Source organism: Vibrio sp. 811, from assembly GCF_033339195.1.
On sequence record NZ_JAWOUB010000019.1, the window covers coordinates 36066 to 57159 of the forward strand.

Sequence of the window (21094 nt, forward strand, 5' to 3'; positions counted from 1 at the left end):
AAATATAAAACAAACAATTACAATCAAGTTTCTGCGATAAAAATCGTAACTAACCGCTTAAAAGCAATCGATTTCACTCTGTTTTAATTTCAACTCAATGTGACAATGTAACTATTTTCGTTCCAAATGTGAATAATAGATAATAAAAAGCCCCGTTAAATAACGAGGCTTTTACTTATGACTTGATTATTCCACTACTCTTTCGATGAGCAGTTGAGGTTTAAAAGTACTAGCTCTCGAAGTGCTACAGAGAACTTAGCAAATTCGTGTACTGAGCCAACTTTGAACTCGTTTAAGATACTCTCCCAGCGGTGCAACGATTGCTCGTTAGTTTCAATCCAATCTTCTAGCGCAGCCATTACGTCAAGCTCTTCGGTTGAGCAGCCACAAGTCAGTACCTGAGCGGTAAGTTGACGTTGTTGCCAGTCCAGATCTTCACGGAATGCCGCTCTAGCAAGTGCTTGCCAGTTGTTATCAACGGCTTGGCTATTAATTTGCTTCAAGAACCAATGCAACGATAAACGGTCACCCAAGTTAAAGTAGAGTTTCGATGCTTGCTCAACCGTTTTACCTGTTTCACTTGCTACTGATGAAATATCCAGTGCAGATTGTAAGCTTGATAAGCGGGCAACTTGGTGAGCGAGTTTCTCTTCAACCCCTTTCTCTATCCAACCTTGAGCCAAGTCATTGTGTTCTTCAACTTCAGACTCAACTAACATAGTGTCTAGGGTTTCAGTGATAACATTGACATCTTGCTTGTAGATAGCAATCAACTCACCGACCGTGCATTTGCCGCTACGGTTACGAAGCAACCAGCGTGCAATTCGACGCAGTGCTCGGCGCACGTAAAACATAATTTCGTATTGAGCTTGCGCTGTCGCAACGTTATCAAGTTTGCGAGTTTGCTTGAGGATTGCTTCTAAATCAAAGATTTCTCTAGCCGCACTGTAAGCATTGGCAATATCGACAACACTTGCACCAGTTTCTTCTTGCAAACGAGTAACGAAGTTACAGCCCATTTCATTAACCATCTGGTTAGCCAATGCTGTAGCGATAATTTCAGCTCGCAGTGGGTGATTAACCATTTGATCTTTATAGTTACGTCGTAACGCACTTGGGAAATATTCAACAAGTTGTTTTGCATGGAATTCATCATTTGCGATTTCATCCGTAACAAGTTGCTGTTTAAGTACCATTTTACCGTAGGCAACTAACACTGATAGCTCAGGGCGAGTCAGACCTAGTCCCTGTTTTTCACGCTCGATTAGCGTTTCATCATCAGGAATGTATTCGAGAGCACGATCCAAGTATCCTGCTTTCTCCATAGTGTGGATGAATCGAATTTGCTCCTTAACAATGCCAACACCTTGCTGTTCAGTAACAGAGATCGACTCCGACTGACGGTAAGCATCATCCAAGACAATTTCACCCACTTCGTCTTCCATAGACTCTAGAATTTGGTTACGTTGCTTAACCGTAAGATCGCCATTTGAAACCAGTCCATTGAGGAAGATCTTGATGTTGACTTCATTATCCGAACAGTCAACGCCACCTACGTTATCAACGAAGTCCGTGTTCACTCGACCGCCAGTTAGTGCGTATTCGATACGACCAAGCTGAGTCATACCCAAGTTACCACCTTCGCCAACCACTTTGGCTCTTAAGTCACGGCCGTCAATGCGCAGCATGTCGTTAGCACGGTCACCAACATCTGTATGAGTTTCTGTCGATGATTTAACGTAAGTGCCGATACCACCATTCCAAAGAAGATCGACTTTCATTTTCAAGATCATCTTTATCAGATCGTTAGGCGCTAAAGATGCTTTCTTCGTACCTAACATTTTCTGAATTTCTGGCGTCAACTGGATCGATTTTGATCGACGAGAGAAGATGCCACCACCTTGAGAGATCAAGTCTTTGTTGTAATCTTCCCAGCTTGATCTTGGCAAATTAAACAAGCGGTTACGCTCTTCCCAGCTGCTGGCTGAATCTGGATTTGGATCAATAAAGATGTGCATGTGGTTAAACGCAGCTTGCAATCGAATATGCTTCGATAACAGCATACCGTTACCGAACACGTCACCTGCCATATCACCTACACCGATTGCAGTAAAATCAGTGGTCTGACAGTTGATGCCCATTTCACGGAAGTGACGTTTAACAGATTCCCAACCACCTTTTGCGGTGATACCCATTGCTTTGTGATCGTAACCGTTTGAACCACCTGAAGCGAATGCGTCACCTAGCCAGAAGTTGTATTCTGCAGAAACAGAGTTTGCCAAATCTGAGAAGGTTGCTGTGCCTTTATCGGCAGCCACTACTAGATATGGGTCATCTTCATCGTGACGAACAACGTTTTGTGGTGGTACTACTTCTCCTTCAATGATGTTATCTGACACATCAAGCAATGCACGGATAAAGCGTTTGTAACAACGCTGACCTTCCGCAAAAATTTCATCACGCGTGGTGAGAGATGGCTGGCGTTTACAAACGAAGCCGCCTTTTGCACCCACTGGTACAATTACAGTGTTCTTAACCTGTTGCGCTTTCACTAAGCCAAGAATCTCTGTACGGAAGTCTTCTTGACGATCTGACCAACGCAAACCACCACGAGCCACTTTTCCACCACGAAGGTGAACACCTTCAATATCTGGTGCGTAAACAAAGATCTCGAATGCAGGTACAGGCTGCGGAATCTCAGGAATATCGCTTGGCTTCATTTTCAAAGATAACCAAGGCTTAGGCTGCTTATTCTCGTCTACTTGGTAGTAGTTGGTACGAAGCGTCGCCATGATCATTTCAATATAACGACGAATAATACGATCATCATCCAAGCTCTCTACACGATCCAACTGCTCTGTTAGCTTTTTAATTAGATCGTTTTGGCCTTTTTCGCTGCCTTTGTGTTTCGGATCGAATCGCTTGGTGAACAGCTTGACTAGACCTGTTGCTAAGTCTGGGTAGTGGCTTAGTGTGTCTTCGATGTACTGCTGACTGAATGGGAAGCCTACTTGGCGCATGTATCGTGCGTAAGCACGAAGAATGGAAATCTCACGGCCAGATAACGACGCACCTAATAACAATCGGTTGAAACCATCACTTTCAAGATTACCCGCCCAAATGGCAGCAAATGCTTGTTGGAAACGATCACGAGCTTCACGAAGGTCAACGGTTTTCTCGCTCTTATGCAGCATAGAGAAGTCAAGGATCCAGAAAGTCTGCCCGTTGTTTTTCTCGATCTCATATGGCGATTCGCCAATCACACGCAAACCAAGGTTTTCCAACATCGGCATTACGTCAGAAAGGTGAATTGGTTCATCGCGATGGTATAACTTTAAGCGGACAGCTTTGGAATCTGCACCCTCTTCTTGAGGTCGGTAGAACAACATGCCAAGTTTATTATCATCACTTAACGCTTCTAAGCGCTCGATATCTGCAACCGCAGAACCTGGCATCATGTCCTCTTTGTATGAGCGAGGGAACGCACTCATATATTCTTTTGAAAGAGGAAGGCCTTTACTTTCACCAAAGTTAGCAATGATGGATTCTTTTAGTCTGTCATCCCAAGAGGTAGAAACTTCCATTAGATTTTGCTCGATCTTTTTCACGTCTACGTCAATGTTGTTATTGTCTACACGAACAATGTAATGTGTTCTCGCTAGTGGGCTTTCTGAGAAGTACGTTGTAAATTCAACCTCTTGCTCGCAACCAAAGTACTGCTTAAGAATGCGTTGAGTTTGACGACGCAATTCTGTGTTGTAACGATCTTTAGTGACATAAACCATGCAACTGAAGAAACGACCAAATGGGTCTTTACGAACAAACAAACGCAGCAAGTCACGATCTTGCATTTGTACAACACCCATTCCCACCTCAAGCAGCTCTTCTTCATTAGCTTGAAGCAACTCGTCGCGTGGGTAGTTTTCTAAGATATTGTGCAATGCTTTGTATGAGTATGATCCGTGACGGTATCCACTTGCTTCAAGGATACGGTCAACTTTTTCGCGGATCAAAGGAATACTTTGTACCGCTTGGTTGTAAACGGCGGAGGTATATAAACCAGTAAAGCGATGCTCACCTATTACTTTACCGTTTTCATCAAACTTCTTAATACCGATGTAATCAGTATAAGCCGGACGGTGGATACGAGATGCTTTGTTACCTTTGGTGATGATCAGAGCGTATGGTTTTTTCGCTTCTAATCGCGCTGAATCTGATAATTCAGAGAGCTTGACGCTACGCACGCGCTTGTCATCAGCAAACAGACCTAGTCCTTTTTCTTTAGCAGGAACAAGTTCGGTATCACCATTGACCTCTTTTAAGTCATAATCTTTATAACCCATAAAGGTAAAGTTATGATCTTCTAGCCAACGAAGAAATGCGATCGTTTCATCCATACGATCCGTTTGGATAGAAACACGATCTTTATTTTTCTCAAGTTCATCAGTAACAAACTTAAGCTTATCAACCATCTGCTTCCAGTCATCAACGACTAAGCGAGTATCAGATAGAATTCTTAACAGCTCTTCTTTAAGCGCTTGCATCTCGTCTTTACTAGTAAGGCGGTCTACCTCTATGTGGAAAAGTGATTGAAGAACACCACCCTCACCGTTTACGTCTGTAACTTGGCCTTTTTTATCACGCTGAATCTGTGTTGGGTTATTCAACATTAGGTGACAAACAAGATCCAAACGTGCTAAAGCCATTTTGACTGAGTCCACTAAGAATGGACTATCTGGAACAACAATTTCTACGATTGTGTGTGTGGATTGCCAGCCTTGACGACTTACGGTCGGGTTAAATACTCGAACCGAAATCTCTTCTGGTTTTTTTTCATTGATATGGTGCCAAAGGCTAACGACAGCACCATAAAGGTCGGATTCGTTTCGCTGAATTAGATCATCATCAGCAATGTTACTGAATAAGTGTTGAGCAAGTTTAGTTACAAGCGTTTGGTGAGAAAGCTCGAGTTTGTCTTGAATCAGTTGGTAAACCTTTTCAAGCAGAACCGGCACTACATTTTCACGCGCGGTCATATTCACACTCCACATTAGAATTGTTGTTTTGTAGGGGGACTTAGTAGCTAGGTTGTTACCTTAGAAACTAAGCATAGGTAATGCATGTGCCCATTGTAAAAGCATAATTACAAATGTTTAACAACTAATCGTAGTGGTAAGAGGTGAAATGTCCGATTCTGTGACTAAGATTCCTATTTAACTCTCTGCAAATACAATACATCACAGAGTTTCTAACTTAAGAAACTTATTATTTTGGTTAGTTGTTAGTCTAAACTGGCCTCTAACGCCCAATTGACTAAGAAATGGTCTAAATCTCGCGGCGGGTAACTGCAAACGCAAACCGTTGTGTGTGACAACTTGAACAACACTTGCCGCACCAGAATAATGAGATAAAAACGTTTGATATGAAATGTTGAGATTGAAGTAGTAATAGTTCATGAAGTGAAAACTAAGTGACATAAACAAATAAGGTGGTCTTAATGACCACCCTATTGTGTTGTTTACTATTCGTCTAGTGCTTTAGTCACTTTTTCGAATAGATCTTTAGCAAGATTATCCATTGCTTTGAGCTTTTCAAGTTCTGCACGAATCATTGCTTGGCGAGCTTCATCGTATTTACGGAACTTAAGCAAAGGATCAATCATTCGAGAAGCTACTTGTGGGTTCGAATCATTTAGTTGGCGAAGAATTTCACCGGCAAACTGGTAACCTACACCGGATTTATCATGGAAACGTACAGGGTTCGCACTTAAGAACGAGCCAATTAAGCTGCGCGTACGGTTCGGATTTTTCAAACTAAATGCTTCGTGGTTCATGGTTGCTTTTACTTTTTCAAGAGCATCCTCTGCAGGATTGCTACCTTGAAGTGCAAACCATTTATCCATAACCAAACCATCGTGCTTCCATTTATCGCTATAATCAGCCATAAGTGCTTCACGACACTCGAGCTGAGCGTTATTTGCAGCACTCATCGCAGCAATCGTATCTGTCATGTTATTTGCAGATGCGTACTGCGCGTTGACTAAATCATTACCTTTTTCCGTATGTGCTAGGTACTGAAGGCAACGGTTACGTAAAGCACGCTTGCCAATAGCAGCATGGTCGATCGTATACTCTGTTTGCTTAAGCGTGTGATAAGTCGCACTTAGCTCATCTTCTAACTCTTTAGAAAGTGACACTGTAATGCTGTTTAGCACTTTGTCTACGGCATCGATATCAATTTGCTGGTACCAACCAGTAATCTCATTGATTGAAGGCATAGAGAAAACTTGAGCAATGAAAGCTGGCTCAAGCGTTTCATCCAACAGCACACCGCGGAAAGCATCTATCACACCTTCAGAAAGCGATACTTCTTGTCCCGCTTGAACATTTTTCACATTCTGACGAATGTATTTAGCCAATAGCATTTGGCTAGCGTCCCATCGAGCAAAATCGTTCGTTGCGTGCTTCATCAAGAAGACTAACTCGTCATCGCTGTAATCGTATTCTAATTTGACTGGTGCCGAGAATTCACGCAACAAAGATGGCACTGGCTGTTCTTCGACATTTTCAAATACGAACGTTTGCTTATCTTGTTTAATATCCAGCACGTTATGAACAGATTCACCGTTAATCACCAGTGGGATAACTCGACCTTTCGAATCATACAACTCGATATCGAACGGAATATGCAGCGCTTGTTTTTCTGCTTGGTCTTGCGTCGGCTCCGTAAATTGCTCTACCGTTAGTGCGTAAGTTTTTGCATCAGCGTTGTATTCGCTATTTACGCGTAGCGTTGGTGTACCCGATTGGCTGTACCACAAACGGAACTGTTTTAAATCAACACCGGTGGCATCTTCCATTGCAGAAACAAAGTCTTCACACGTCGCGGCGGTACCATCGTGACGTTCAAAATAAAGTTTCATTCCTTTTTGGAAGCCCTCTTCGCCAAGGAGTGTATGGTACATGCGAATAACTTCGCTGCCCTTTTCATACACCGTTAGCGTGTAGAAGTTATTCATCTCAATGACTTTGTCAGGACGAATCGGGTGAGACATTGGGCTTGCATCTTCCGCAAATTGAGGACCACGAATAATACGTACGTTATCAATACGGTTATCAGCACGAGAACCTAAGTCAGAAGAGAATTCTTGGTCACGGAATACGGTTAAGCCTTCTTTTAGACTTAGTTGGAACCAGTCACGACAAGTGACACGGTTGCCAGTCCAGTTGTGGAAGTACTCATGACCGATCACAGCTTCGATACCTAAATAGTCACGATCTGTCGCAGTTTGATCGTTCGCCAGAACATATTTTGAGTTAAAAATGTTCAAGCCTTTGTTTTCCATTGCACCCATGTTGAAGAAATCAACAGCAACGATCATGTAAATATCCAGATCGTATTCCAGGCCAAAGCGTTCCTCATCCCACTTCATCGAGTTGATCAAAGATGTCATCGCATGACCTGCACGATCTAAGTTACCTTTATCAACAAAGATTTCTAAATCAACACTGCGACCTGACATCGTTGTATATTTGTCACGCAATACATCAAAGTCGCCTGCAACAAGGGCGAACAAGTAAGCTGGTTTTGGATGCGGATCCTGCCATTGAACCCAGTGACGACCGTTCTCTGCATCGCCTTCTGCAATTCGGTTACCATTGCTCAGCAAATATGGATAAACCGCTTTATCTGCGATCACTTTTGTTGTGTATTTTGCTAGAACATCCGGACGGTCTAGATAGTACGTGATACGGCGAAAGCCCTCAGCCTCACACTGAGTACAAAATGCGCCGCCTGATTTGTACAAACCTTCGAGTGCTGTATTCGCTTCAGGATCAATTTTGGTGACGATTTCAAGTTCAAACTCGGATGGAAGATCGGTCAATACCAGCGATGACTCCTTCACCTCGTGATGAGCCCAATCCTCACCATTTACTTTTACAGCGCGTAGCTCAAGCCCTTCGCCATCGAGTTCTAGCGTTGTTGTATCGCCTTTTTGAGCAACTTTTGATACCGCCGTAACGATTGTGTCATTGTCATATAGATCAAACGTTAGATCGATATCAGTAATCGCATGAGATGGCTCTTTATAATCTTTACGATATTTGGCCTGGGGAGCTTGAGACATGAGCATAAATCCTTGTATGTCGAACAACAAAAATACCAGACTGCATGATCAAAAATGCAGTTCTGGTATCACTATATAAGCTATTTGTAGGGGTTGTGGTATCAGAATACAAGTCTTTCCATCAAAAAACGGAGCTTTTAGTGCTCTAGCTCCGTTTTTTGATTAACATTTAAACAACATTAATGACTTACCGTACGCACGCGTAATTTGGCGCATGTTAAAGGCATCATGGCGTAACTCTATTGAGTACGGCGTACATATCACCATTGGAATCTTCGATCGTTAGCTCATTCTTGTTGAGCTTATACGTGGTTCCATGCTCGCCATTTTCATACAACAGAACCAAAAACTCATCTTCTGTGTAAAACACACCTTGTTTTATGGACTCATCCCCTTCTTCGTTCGAAACCCTAAACATGAACACGAAATCAGGTTGAAGTATCAAATCCATCTGATTAATGTTGTTGGCCACTAGACCGTCGCCAGATACGTGAGAGCTAGACCAAATACCTGCAAGTGAATTGGATAATCCCTTAGTGAATGTTACACCATTAAGATCAAGCGTATTATGGTTGTTGCGATAGGCATAAATTTGAGGCTCGTCGGTGTTTAAACCAAGAACGATGGTGTCTTCATTTGCGTTATACAGCCCTTCCCAATGGTCAACGGAATAGTCTTTCTTTTGAATATCAATAGAAAAGCTGTAGTCAGAACCTAATGAGAGTTTGATCGCACGAAAGTTTTCAGCTGACTCTTCGGGGTTTGGGTTCATTAAATACCAGTCTCCGATGAGAAACGGCGTGTCAAAGTGACTTAATTCATCTTCTCTGGTGTTTTCTCCACCAAACACACTAAAGCAGCAAAAGCTAAGTAAAATAAAGAACCACTTCATATCGGCATCCTTATCGTTTTCTTTTAGCTTAGCCAGTAGTCCTCACTTTCGCGAAATTTTAGATGTAGATCACGTAAATTATTGGGGGAAAATAAGCGAATATCTTGCTCGATATCGAGACAGCGGAAGACAAAAAGGCATAAAAAAAGAGTGAATCTGAAAGACTCACTCTTTTTATTCTAAATTGCCAGTTATTATGACTGATTTTCCTGCTTAAGTAGATCGACCATAATCGCGACAGACTCATCTAAATAAACATCAGGAGCCTCGTAGTCTTTTGGTATATCATCCAATGTTTTGAATGCTTTTTTACCCAAAGCAGCTTGACGTTCATTTATGCGTTGTAATCGAAGTGCTTCCGCTTTATCCGATTCAGCTTTACGAACTTTTTCGTTCAAAGACAAAGTATTATCGTCTTTTTCTTTACGATATTTCTCGATGTCTTCATTGATAAAGCGGAACTCCATCTCATCAGAAATACGCTTGTTATGAAGAGCAGTAAGTTTTTCAACTAAGGCGTCGTTACTTGGAAACGTTTGATATTGTGCTTTATCAATCTGATCCCAAGGTAAAGCATTGTCTTCAACACTTTCACCTGTTTCAGAAGCCTCGATTGGCGTTGGGTACGAAATATCTGGTGCAACACCACGATTTTGCGTACTTCCACCGTCAATACGATAAAACTTCTGAATCGTGTACTGAACATAACCTAGCTCTTTATCGAAAAGATCGTAAATATGATTCAGTGAACGATGTTGCTGAACTGTACCTTTACCGAAAGAGTTTTCACCTAAGATGATTGCACGATTATAATCTTGCATTGCCGCTGCAAAAATTTCAGATGCTGAAGCACTGTAGCGGTTAATCAATACCGTCAATGGGCCATCATAACTCACTTTTCCATCGGTATCGGCATTCACCTTGATGCGGCCATAGCTGTCACGAACTTGAACTACAGGACCTTCTTTAATGAATAAACCTGTCAATGCCGTCGCTTCTGTTAGCGCACCACCACCATTGTTACGTAGATCAACGATTACGCCGTCAACGTTTTTGGTTTTCAACTCAGCTAGTAATTTATCGGTGTCTTTCGATAAGCCGACGTAGAAACTTGGTACTTCTAAAATACCAATCTTCTTACCGTCTTTTTCGATGATTTCTGACTTAACCGCACGATCTTCTAAGCGAACTTTGTCACGAACAATTGTGACAATGTAACTCTTCGCATCGTTACCTTCTGGCAAGATCTGTAGATTAACCTTTGTGCCTTTCGGGCCTTTGATTAACTGAACAACATCATCCAGACGCCAACCGATCACGTCGACAATTTCTTCACCGTCTTGTCCAACACCAGTGATTCGGTCCCCTTCACCAAGTTGCTTACTCTTCGACGCCGGACCGCCAACAACAAGTGAACGAATTACTGTGTAATCGTCTGTCATTTGCAAAACGGCACCGATGCCTTCTAGAGAAAGGTTCATTTCCGATTGGAATTGCTCGGCATTACGTGGAGAAAGGTAGCTTGTATGAGGGTCAACCTGTCGCGCGAAGGCATTCATATACAACTGAAATGCGTCTTCATTGTTGGTCTGTGTGATGCGCTTCATCGCGTTGTTATAACGCTTCTCTAAAACTTCTTTAATCTCTGGCCACTCTTTGCCAGTCAGTTTCAGATTTAACGCGTCATATTTCACACGCTTGCGCCACAACTCGTTGAGCTCTGCTTCGTCTTTTGGCCATGCGGCCTCAGAGCGGTCTAACTCTATCTCGTCATCGGTATCAAACTTGATCTCTTCATCGAGTAGAGTTAACGCATAAGCAAAACGATCGAAACGCTTCTGCATTGAGAGGTTGTAAACATCAAAAGCAATTTGGTTGTTGCCCGATTTAAGCTGATCATCAAGCTCGACTGACCAGTTTTTAAATGAGTCGATGTCTGCTTGAGTGAAAATATTTCTATTGTAATCAAGCAACTCTACATAGCGTTCAAAGATCGCTTTAGAGAAATCATCATTGAGGCTGAAGTGCTTATAATGAGAGCGGGTAAATCGCGAGGTGACTCGTTTGCTAGCTGTTTCATGCTGAACTTCAGGAGAAAGAACCGGCAGGTCATCTTTATGTAGTTTGGCTTCAAGAGCCTGAGCTGATGCTGCTAGCCATAAGCTAGCAGCAATCAGGGTCACTTTTGAACGGCAATTCATGCGTAGGAGTATCTCCTTTATGCGCGCAAGTGCTCCGCTTTCACAACCATTTGTAGGCCGTTAGCAAGTTGAACACGTACATCATCCTTATTGATTTCAACAATGGTCGCTGCCATGTTTCCTTTGCCCATGTTCACGTTAACTGCGTTACCTACTGTGATTTCATCAGCATTTAGAGCGCGCGTTTCTACAGGCTTAGTTGGTTTTTGTACTTTTGGTTTATTAGTACGACGAGGCTGTTGAGGCTTTTTAGCCGCAGGTTTCGCTTTCGCCTTACCCTCTTCACGAGCTTTTTGTGCTTGTTCTTTACGACGAGCCTGAACTTTCGCCTTGCTTTCTGCAAGTGTCGCTTTCGCGTGTTCAACGTGCTCTTCTTCTAGCTCACCACAAGGGTTGCCATCTAGGTCTACACGTACTGCACCTGGTTTTACACCGTGTAGGTAACGCCATGATGAAGTGTACTGTCTTAACGCTGCACGAAGCTGTGTTTTGCTTACTTTTTCGTCTTCATTTAGACGTTCCGCAAGATCTTGAAAAATACCAATTTTCAGAGGTTTTGCTTCACCTTCTAAAGTAAAGCACTTAGGGAAACATTCAGCAATATATGCAATAACTTCTTTGCTGTTTTTTAACTTTTCAGTCATGAGGGGTCCTGATTTGAGCGGATTTCCGCGAGCATTAAGAAAAAATATTCTCGTATTATAGTGACATGCCAAGGAAAAACCACACTCGAAGGCTAATTTATGCGTCGTTCGCGTGTGAATTAAGCAGCTTTTCTACTTCAACCATGAAATGAGTGAGACCTTCTTCGTCTGTTTCATTAAATCGGCCAATACTTGGACTATCAATATCAAGTACACCAACCACCTTTCCATTAATAGAAAATGGAATCACAATTTCTGAATTGCTCGCTGCATCGCACGCAATATGCCCCTCAAATTCGTGAACGTCGTATACTCTTTGTATAGTATTAGTTTGTGCAGCAGTACCGCAGACGCCTCGACCCATTGGGATACGAACACAAGCTGGTTTTCCTTGGAACGGACCAAGAACAAGCTCTTCACCTTTTGTTAGGTAAAAGCCTGCCCAGTTAAGATCGTCAAGTTCCATGAAAAGCAATGAGCTCAAGTTTGCTAGGTTCGCAATAAAGTCTGGTTCAGACTCAATTAGAGCAACAGCTTGTTTGGTTAGTCTTTGGTATTGTTCTAAGTTCATATTAACTTCCTACTTACTATAAAAGCTTCCATTCTCAATGTATGGCGCTAAAATGCAGCCCTACTTTATAATAGGACTTATTCTCAATTACAATGCTTCTGAAAAATGACACTATTAGCCGTTCTTGGTTGATAACACAAGTAAAAAAGCACAAGTCCAAGCTGATCATAGCGAACTTGATAGCGGTGCTTGCAACCTTGATTAGTGTTCCAATTCCCCTCCTCATGCCTTTGATGGTTGATGAGGTCTTATTGGACCAACCTGCAAAAGGCTTAGATGCCATGAATGCCATTCTCCCTGAAGCGTGGCACACTCCGACAGGCTATATTTTCTTTACCCTGTTCTTGGTTGTTCTTATGCGAGCTGCGAGCCAAGGATTAAATATCCTTCAAAGCCGACAATTTACGCTTGTTTCAAAAACCATCACGTTTGAGATGCGCAGTAAAATGATCGACAAACTCGGCCGTATCAGCATCCGACAATACGAGACCAAAGGTAGCGGAGGAATCAACGCACACCTTATCACTGACATTGAGACCATTGATAAATTTATTGGTTCTACGTTAGCAAAATTCGTTATCAGTTTTCTGACTGTTATTGGTACTGCTATCGTTCTACTTTGGCTCGATTGGCGACTTGGTCTGTTTATCCTGTTAGTTAACCCTATTGTCATTTACTTCTCACGTAAACTAGGCAGTATGGTTAAACATCTGAAACGGAAGGAAAATCATTCTTTTGAAATTTTCCAAAACCGTTTAGTTGAAACATTAGATGGAATCTACCAACTACGCGCGGCCAATAAAGAGCGAGAATTTCTCCAGCAACTCAAAGACAGTGCGAACCAAGTTCGCGTTGATGCAGACAAGTATGCTTGGCAATCTGAAGCGGCTGGTCGCGTTTCTTTCCTTCTCTTTTTGATCGGCTTTGAATTATTCAGAGCTGTCGCAATGTTAATGGTCATGTTCAGTGACCTTACTATTGGTCAAATATTTGCCGTTTTTGGTTACCTATGGTTCATGCTGTCTCCTGTTCAAGAGTTGCTTGGGATTCAGTTTTCTTGGTACAGCGCTAAAGCCGCATTAAAACGCATCAACGACTTATTAGAGTTAGAAGAAGAGCAGAGACCGGTTCCTAAGGTAAATCCTTTCAAAGAAGGTAGAGAAGTTGATGTTAAAGTAGAAAACATTAATTTCTCTTACAATAATGAAAACAAAGTCCTAGATAATCTTTCTTTACATATGCCGGCAGGAAAGAAAGTGGCGTTGGTTGGTGCAAGCGGCGGTGGTAAGTCGACCTTGATACAATTACTTATTGGGGTTTACCGTCAAAACTCCGGTAGCATTCGCTTTAATGATGAATTAACAGAAGATATTGGCTTTGAAGTAATTCGCGACAAAATTGCCGTGGTATTACAGCAACCTATACTATTTAACGACACCTTGAGGCATAATCTAACGCTTGGTGGTAATTTTGACGAAATGTCACTTTGGCGTGCGCTTGAAGTGGCTCAGCTGCATGATGTAATTTCTCAACTTAACCACGGCTTGGATACTCAAGTTGGTCGTAATGGCATTCGTTTGTCAGGAGGTCAACGACAACGGCTTGCCATTGCTAGAATGGTGCTGAGTAATCCTCAATTTGTTATTTTAGACGAAGCCACGTCTGCGCTAGATACCGCTACTGAAGCGGCTTTACACAAAGCACTGACCGAGTTCTTACGTGGTAGAACAACATTAATCGTTGCGCACCGACTATCCGCTGTTAAACAAGCCGATTTGATCTACGTGCTTGAAGATGGGAAAGTGACGCAAACAGGTACTCATGGTGAGTTAGTTGAGCAAGAAGGCTTATATCAAACCTTATATGGGGGCATACAGTCCCACGCTTAAATCGTTCAAGCTAGAGAGGTCGTTATGACCTCTCTGTCTAAGCACGCCATGCAACCCAATAACGTACGTCTGTGCCAAGGTTGTGAATTGCCTGTCGACATCGTCGACTTACCCCATGGCAAAAATGCACACTGCCCTCGTTGTGGTACACAATTATATCGCGGAGGTAGCCCTAGCCTCTCTGGTAATCTAGCCGTCGCGATAACCTGCATCCTACTATTTATTCCATCGCACTTTTTTAACTTTATTAGCATCCGACTCTTTGGTGTGATGATTCCGGCAACCCTACCTTCAGGGATGATCACATTGATGGAAGAAGGATTTGTTCTTCTTTCATTGCTCATTCTATTTTGTAGCTCTCTTGCGCCACTGACGGTTTGTGTTTCAGTGGTAACGGCGCATATTTCTTTACATCAACGATGGTTCCGTGGGCTTCGTATCTCACTGTGGCTAATTCAACATTTGAAGCATTGGGTTATGTTAGATGTGTTCTTAGTTAGCATCGCCATTTCCTGTTTTAAACTCCAAGATTATTCCGACATTTTCGTCGGTCCAGGGTTAATTGGTCTGGTTCTTTTGCAGATATTTACCGTTTTGTTAGTTTCAAGAATCAGCGTGCGTCGTTATTGGGAAGCTTGGAAACCAGAAAGTTTATATGCTTTTGAGCATAAAGATGTGCATTGCCATGAATGCCACTTGTCCCAGCCTGAGGGTGACCATTGCCAGCGTTGTCATCACGAGTTATATCATCGCAAGCCAAACTCCATTCAGAAAACATGGGCTTACCTCATCGCAGCAACGGTCGCCATCTTCCCCGCTAACCTGATCCCTATTTCCATCTTGCTTACCAATGGTAAGCGTTTGGAGGACACTATTTTTTCAGGCGTGGCAGGTTTGGTAAAAAGCGGCATGTATGGAATCGCTGCGATCATTTTTGTTGCCAGTATCGTTGTCCCGGTGATTAAAATACTTGGGCTCGCCTACATCATGCTTTGCATCCAATTCAAACGTTCGGTGTTTAAGAGACAACGAATGATGGTTTACTTTGTTGTTAAATGGATCGGTAAATGGTCTGTGATGGATTTGTTTGTTATTTCTATCATGATGACTTTAGTCGATCGTGGTCAGATACTGGATTTCACACCAGGATATGGCGCCGTAGCATTTGGTGTTGTCGTAGTGTTGACCATGCTTGCAGCAGAAAGTATTGATCCAAGGCTAATCTGGGACCAAACAAGCCCAAAACAATCAGAAAAAGAGTCAATGAATGAGTGATCAGAACAGTTCTCAAACGTCATACGTACCAGATGTAAAGCGGAGTAAAGGCATATCTCCTCTTTGGCTGTTGCCAATTTTGACCATGGTCTTAGCTGGCTGGCTTGTTGTGAAGTCGATACACGATGCAGGACAACGAGTGCAAATCTATTTTTCTGATGCCGCTGGTCTTGTCGCCGGCCGAACCACTATCCGTTACCAAGGATTAGAAGTCGGCATGGTAAGAGACATTAACCTCACCGAAGATCTCGGCAGTATTTATGTCGATGCTGATATCTATCCTGAAGCTGCAAAGTTACTGAACGATAAAACACGCTTTTGGTTAGTAAAACCAACAGCTAGCCTAACGGGAGTTTCCGGACTGGATGCGCTCGTCTCAGGTAACTACATCTCGATTCAACCCGGAGATGGTCAAGAGTTTGAGACAACATTCCATGCGTTAGACTCTGCCCCAACAGATTTACGCGTTTCTCAAGGTTTGAATATTAAGCTCAAAAGCCGTGATTTAGGTGGTGTATCGGTTGGCTCTCAAATTGTTTATAAGAAAATCCCAATCGGTGAAGTGTACAGTTACCAGCTAGATGAAGATGCAAAATCTATCACTATTCAAGCCAACATTCAGGATCAATACCGACATATCATTAACAACCGCAGTCGATTCTGGAACGTCAGTGGAATTGGTGCCAGCATCGGTTTTGAAGGTGTCGATGTAAGACTAGAAAGCATGAGTGCCTTACTAGGTGGCGCCATCGCCGTCGACTCTCCGGATGATGGTGAGCCTGTAGAAGAGAACACCGAGTTCCGTTTGTATAAAGATTTGAAAACTGCTGGTCGAGGCATCGCGGTTAAAATCGTCCTACCTGATGACAGCAAGATCAGCGGAGAAGGCGCTCCAATTATGTATCGCGGAATCGAAATTGGCCAAGTTACGGACTTGAGCCTTTCCGAAGGCCGAGAAGTGATATTGGCGTCAGCGGCAATTCAACCCGCTTTTAGTGACATGCTGACGACAGGTACTCGATTTGTTTTAGAAGAAGCAAAAGTGTCCCTTTCTGGTGTTGAAAACATTGCTAATTTAGTGCGAGGAAACTTCTTAACGATCGTGCCGGGCGCAGGTGAACGCTCTCGCCGCTTTACTGCCATTCGTAAAAACGTGTTTAACCAACAGCAAGAAAAGTCCATCGCGATTCGGTTGGTGTCCGACAATTCGTTTGGCCTAGATAGCGGTGCCAATGTACTTTATAAAGGCATCGTTGTTGGTTCAATCATCAAAGTGGGCCTAGTTAAGGAAGATAAAAAATCACAACACGAAGTATTTATGGATGTATTGATTGACCATGAATACAAACATCTGATCAAATCAAACAATCGTTTTTATGTAACCGGCAGTGCATCAGCAGAGTTAACTGAATCCGGGCTCAGCGTTACCGTTCCTCCAGCAAAGCAGTTGTTAACCGGGTCAATTAGTTTTGTGAGCGAAGGCAAGCAGGATATTCAAAAAGAGTATCAGCTGTTCCAAAATGAATCATTGGCTGAATTGGCGCAGTACAATCAAAGTGGCTCTAGGGCGCTAACACTATTTGCTTCTGAATTGCCGCCGATTTCCAAAGGCAGTCCTCTACTCTATCGTAATCTTCCAGTTGGTAACGTCTCCGATTTCCAACTAGTTGATGGCGGAGTACTAATTAAGGCTACCATCGAAAACCGCTTCGCTTATCTTGTAACGCCACAAACCGTTTTTTGGAATCGTTCAGGGATCGAGATAGATGCATCATTAGCCGGAGTTAGTGTAAAAGCGCACCCTTTAAAATCGTTAATCGAAGGTGGCATCGCTTTTGACTCCGTACCAGGCGTTGAAAACAAAATCGGAGAAAACTGGAAGCTGTATTCTGATCAAAAAACCGCTCGCAAGTTTGGGCGCGTCATTGCTTTAGAAACCGACGGTTCGCAAGAGATTGCTAAAGGAATGCCGATTGAATATCAAGGTGTTAAAGTTGGTGAAATCACTCTGGTTGTACCGAATTTTCGTCGTAACATGGTTGAAGTCACTGCAAGAATCCTACCTGAATACGTAGAAAACATTGCAGTTGAAGGTTCACATTTTTGGCTAACTGAACCAGAAATTGGTTTAGGTGGCGTTAAAAACCTCGGAGCGTTGGTGTCGAAATCCATCAGTGTTGAACCAGGTAAAGGTAAAGCCAAATTTGATTTTCAGTTAGAAAATAGTTCAGAACGCGTGCATGGAATCATGTTTACGTTACAAAGTGAACAAAGAGGCTCAGTACAAGTCGGTACCCCTATTCTTTACCGCCAGATGGAAGTTGGCCAAGTGACCGACGTAAGCCTAGGAGAATTTGCTGATCGCATCGTCACGACTATCAAAATACAGCCTGAATATGCTTACCTCGTTCGTCAAAACAGCGTGTTTTGGAATGTTTCAGGAGTAGATGTCTCCATCGGGCTTACTGGCGCGAACATCAAAGCAGGCACATTTGATAGTTTAGTTCGCGGAGGAATTGCGTTTTCAACGCCAGAGCAATCGACTATTCCACCAGCGGCAAAAAGTGGGCAATCTTTCTTTTTGTATCCACAAGCTGAAGAAGGTTGGACTCAATGGCGTACTGCGATTCCTAAGCCGTAGAATAAAGCTCAATTCACGTACAATTGAAGTTTGAGTACCTTAAAAGAGCAGCAATCGCTGCTCTTTTTTATTGCTCGGCCCTTGTCACTATTCGTTTCTGCTTCGCTTTCGTATATTATTTGCCACAAATTCTGCAAACGAGATCCCACATTGCATCCTAATGTTTACATCCCAGACGCGTTTCTGGAAAAAATCCAAACTATCCTTCCAGCTCACCTCAACATGGAAGACTTTATCGCATCGTGCCAAAAGCCACTGCGCAAGAGTATTCGAGTTAATACGTTGAAGATCAGCGTTGAAGCGTTTTTAGAACGAGCAGAAACAAAAGGCTGGAAGCTTTCTCCTGTGCCTTGGTGTGACACGGGGTTTTGGATTGAAGCGGACGAGTCAGTTGTACCATTAGGCAACACAGCAGAACACATGTCTGGCTTATTCTACATTCAAGAAGCCAGTTCGATGATGCCGGTATCTGCTCTGTTTATGAATGATGAATCTTACGATGCCGTGTTAGATACCGCAGCCGCTCCAGGCTCAAAAACCACTCAAATTGCAGCTTTAATGAACAACGAAGGTGTACTTGTGGCCAATGAATACGCCGCAAGTCGTGTAAAAGTACTGCACGCTAATGTGGAACGTTGTGGGGTACGTAACGCCGCACTAAGTAACTTCGATGGACGCGTTTTTGGCGGTTGGCTACCAGAACAATTTGATGCGGTTTTGCTCGACGCGCCTTGCTCTGGAGAAGGCACCGTTCGCAAGGACGAAGATGCGATAAAAAACTGGACGCAAGCTTCTGTACTCGACATCGCTGACACACAGAAAGATCTTATTGAAAGCGCCTTCCATGCATTAAAGCCCGGTGGTGTGATGGTTTACTCAACATGTACGCTCAGTACAGAAGAAAACCAACAAGTTTGTCATCACTTGAAAGAAACCTTTGGGGATGCTGTAGAGTTTGAAAGCCTTGAGAACTTGTTTGAAAACGCAGAGGCAGCTCTAACTGAAGAAGGCTTTTTGCATATTTTCCCGCAGGTCTACGACTGTGAAGGGTTCTTTGTTGCAAGAATTCGCAAACTGGCTGCTGTTGAGGCGCCAGAAGTCAAAAAGCGCATGGGGAAATTCCCCTTTGCTAAAACTTCAAAAAAAGAATCGACAGAAATTGCTCAACAACTCCAAAGCGCGTTAGGTATTAAACTTCCAAATGACAGTTCTGTATGGCTTCGCGATAAAGATGTCTGGTTATTCCCTAATGCTTTAGAACCGATGATCGGCGAATTACGCTTCTCCCGTATGGGTATAAAGATCGCGGAAGCCCATAAAAATGGCTACCGTTGGCAACACCAAGTCGCGACTGCCCTGGCGACAGGTTCTGAAAGCAACGCCATTGAACTCAGTATTGAAGAAGCGCGCGAATGGTACATGGGGCGTGATGTTCGCCCACAAACCATTCTTGAGGGAATGAAAACAGGTAAAGGCGAAGTACTTGTCACCTATCAAGGCGCAGTTATTGGCCTTGGCAAGTGGGTAAGCAACCGAATAAAGAATGGTCTTCCTCGCGAATTAGTACGAGATAAGAACTTATTTTAAAGAAGTAGCGAATCATAAATAAATGAAAAGCCATCGTATTTGCGATGGCTTTTTAATTCGTAAGTATGAAAGCAACTGGGCTCGCTAGCGATCCGGATACGCTGTACTAAACTAGTTGTATCAAAGTAATGCTTTGATGTGGCATTTCTCTCTATGTTCACCAACAAAATTATTGTTGGACAAGTTTAGCGCAGGCTCTGCGGAGCCGTTTCCCCTAGGCCCAAAAAAAGGAAAAGTTTGGGCCGTTTTTTTGGCTGCAGATCCGCTATACGTGAGTTAGGACTACGCTAGACGAATACCGTCTTTCTCAATGACAATTTTACCCTGCTTGTATAAGCCACCGATGGTCTTTTTATAAGTCCCTTTACTTGTGCGGAAAGCATCAAAAATCGCTTCAGGAGACGACTTGTCATTCAAAGGCAAAAATCCGCCTTTCTTCTCTAGCAGGTCAAGGATCTTACTAGAAAGATCGTCCATTTTCGCCACACCAACTTTTTGTAGAGCAAGGTCGATTTTGCCATCTTCACGAATGTGCTTAATAAAGCCTTTCAGCTTTTTACCGATGTAAAGCTTACCAAAAACATCCGATGGGAAAATCATGCCCCAATGCTTACCGTTAACGATAGCTTTATAACCAAGTTGACTACGCTCTGCGATGATCAAATCAACTTGTTCGTTAACTTCATAATTCGCTGGAGTTTTATCTAACCATTTATTGAACTTAGTCGTACCAACAATGCGACCTGACGCTTTGTCGGTATAAACATACACTAAAATGGTTTGTCCGGCAGAGAAGCGAGTGCGTTGCTCACTAAAAGGAATCAGTAAGTCCTTTTCTTTGATGCCCCAATTTACAAAAGCACCTGTCGCATTCACACCCTCAATCTTCATTAAACCCCATTCACCCACTTGGGCAATTGGTCTTTCAATGGTCGCAGCAAGTTGGCTTTCTGAATCGAAGTACAGAAATACGTCTACATGCTCACCAATTTCAGTACCCTCTGGTACATACTTACTAGGTAGTAGAACAGAACCGTAATCATCGCCATCCAGAAATACGCCAAAATCAGCCTTTTTAATGACTTCTAAGCTGTTAATTTGACCAATTTTAATCATTGATTTTGTCTCTTTTTAAATTTACGTGGAATTATACCTAAACTAACAAGAAAATCAGAGAGAAAAGCATAGTGCTCTGTTATGCTGTTGTCGTTCAGCTATATGCCCCAGTCACTCTTTTAGCACTCTTATACTTATCTGCTCAACGGA

Annotated in this window: 12 protein-coding genes; 4 read left to right on the forward strand and 8 right to left on the reverse strand. The window is 42.9% G+C overall.

Annotated elements, in window-relative coordinates:
* Nucleotides 1-194 precede the first annotated feature (194 nt).
* The 7 genes from R7Q46_RS20680 to R7Q46_RS20710 form a co-directional block, all read right to left on the reverse strand.
* Nucleotides 195-5036, reverse strand: a complete 4842-nt coding sequence (locus R7Q46_RS20680; protein ID WP_062730584.1) for an NAD-glutamate dehydrogenase — start codon at nt 5034-5036, stop codon at nt 195-197.
* 201 nt (nt 5037-5237) lie between these two features.
* Nucleotides 5238-5456 carry a DUF2835 domain-containing protein gene (locus R7Q46_RS20685; RefSeq protein WP_080659264.1) on the reverse strand — a complete coding sequence of 73 codons (219 nt, stop codon included), beginning with the start codon at nt 5454-5456 and terminating at the stop codon, nt 5238-5240.
* Nucleotides 5457-5521: 65 nt separating this feature from the next.
* Complete coding sequence (gene pepN / locus R7Q46_RS20690; RefSeq protein ID WP_318077758.1) at nt 5522-8128, reverse strand: aminopeptidase N; 2607 nt, start codon at nt 8126-8128, stop codon at nt 5522-5524.
* Nucleotides 8129-8354: 226 nt separating this feature from the next.
* Nucleotides 8355-9020 carry a hypothetical protein gene (locus R7Q46_RS20695; RefSeq protein WP_005377438.1) on the reverse strand — a complete coding sequence of 222 codons (666 nt, stop codon included), beginning with the start codon at nt 9018-9020 and terminating at the stop codon, nt 8355-8357.
* A gap of 194 nt (nt 9021-9214) precedes the next feature.
* Nucleotides 9215-11221: a carboxy terminal-processing peptidase gene (gene prc / locus R7Q46_RS20700; RefSeq protein WP_033905323.1), complete on the reverse strand. Its 2007-nt coding sequence runs from the start codon at nt 11219-11221 to the stop codon at nt 9215-9217.
* A gap of 17 nt (nt 11222-11238) precedes the next feature.
* Nucleotides 11239-11865 carry an RNA chaperone ProQ gene (gene proQ, locus R7Q46_RS20705; protein WP_005377435.1) on the reverse strand — a complete coding sequence of 209 codons (627 nt, stop codon included), beginning with the start codon at nt 11863-11865 and terminating at the stop codon, nt 11239-11241.
* 97 nt (nt 11866-11962) lie between these two features.
* Nucleotides 11963-12436 (reverse strand): GAF domain-containing protein, encoded by a 474-nt coding sequence (locus R7Q46_RS20710; RefSeq protein WP_005377433.1) that lies wholly within the window; start codon nt 12434-12436, stop codon nt 11963-11965.
* Between the two features lie 92 nt (nt 12437-12528).
* Here R7Q46_RS20710 and R7Q46_RS20715 point away from each other — a divergent pair, with 92 nt between their 5' ends.
* The 4 genes from R7Q46_RS20715 (at nt 12529) to rsmF (ending at nt 19828) form a co-directional block, all read left to right on the forward strand.
* Nucleotides 12529-14325, forward strand: coding sequence for an ABC transporter ATP-binding protein (locus R7Q46_RS20715; RefSeq protein ID WP_005377431.1), 1797 nt, complete (start codon nt 12529-12531; stop codon nt 14323-14325).
* A gap of 24 nt (nt 14326-14349) precedes the next feature.
* A complete protein-coding gene (locus R7Q46_RS20720; RefSeq protein ID WP_005377429.1) occupies nt 14350-15600 on the forward strand; it encodes a paraquat-inducible protein A in 1251 nt (416 codons plus the stop codon).
* Entirely contained in the window at nt 15593-18241 is a 2649-nt protein-coding gene (locus tag R7Q46_RS20725) for an MlaD family protein (protein WP_017634276.1), read from the forward strand. The genes R7Q46_RS20720 and R7Q46_RS20725 overlap by 8 nt, the downstream gene beginning before the upstream one ends.
* Nucleotides 18242-18391: 150 nt before the next feature.
* A complete protein-coding gene (rsmF, locus tag R7Q46_RS20730) occupies nt 18392-19828 on the forward strand; it encodes a 16S rRNA (cytosine(1407)-C(5))-methyltransferase RsmF (RefSeq protein WP_318077760.1) in 1437 nt (478 codons plus the stop codon).
* A 282-nt stretch (nt 19829-20110) separates the two neighbouring features.
* On the opposite strand, the gene R7Q46_RS20735 is transcribed toward rsmF, so the two are convergent.
* Nucleotides 20111-20944 (reverse strand): S1 RNA-binding domain-containing protein, encoded by an 834-nt coding sequence (locus R7Q46_RS20735; protein ID WP_017633794.1) that lies wholly within the window; start codon nt 20942-20944, stop codon nt 20111-20113.
* Nucleotides 20945-21094: the final 150 nt, after the last annotated feature.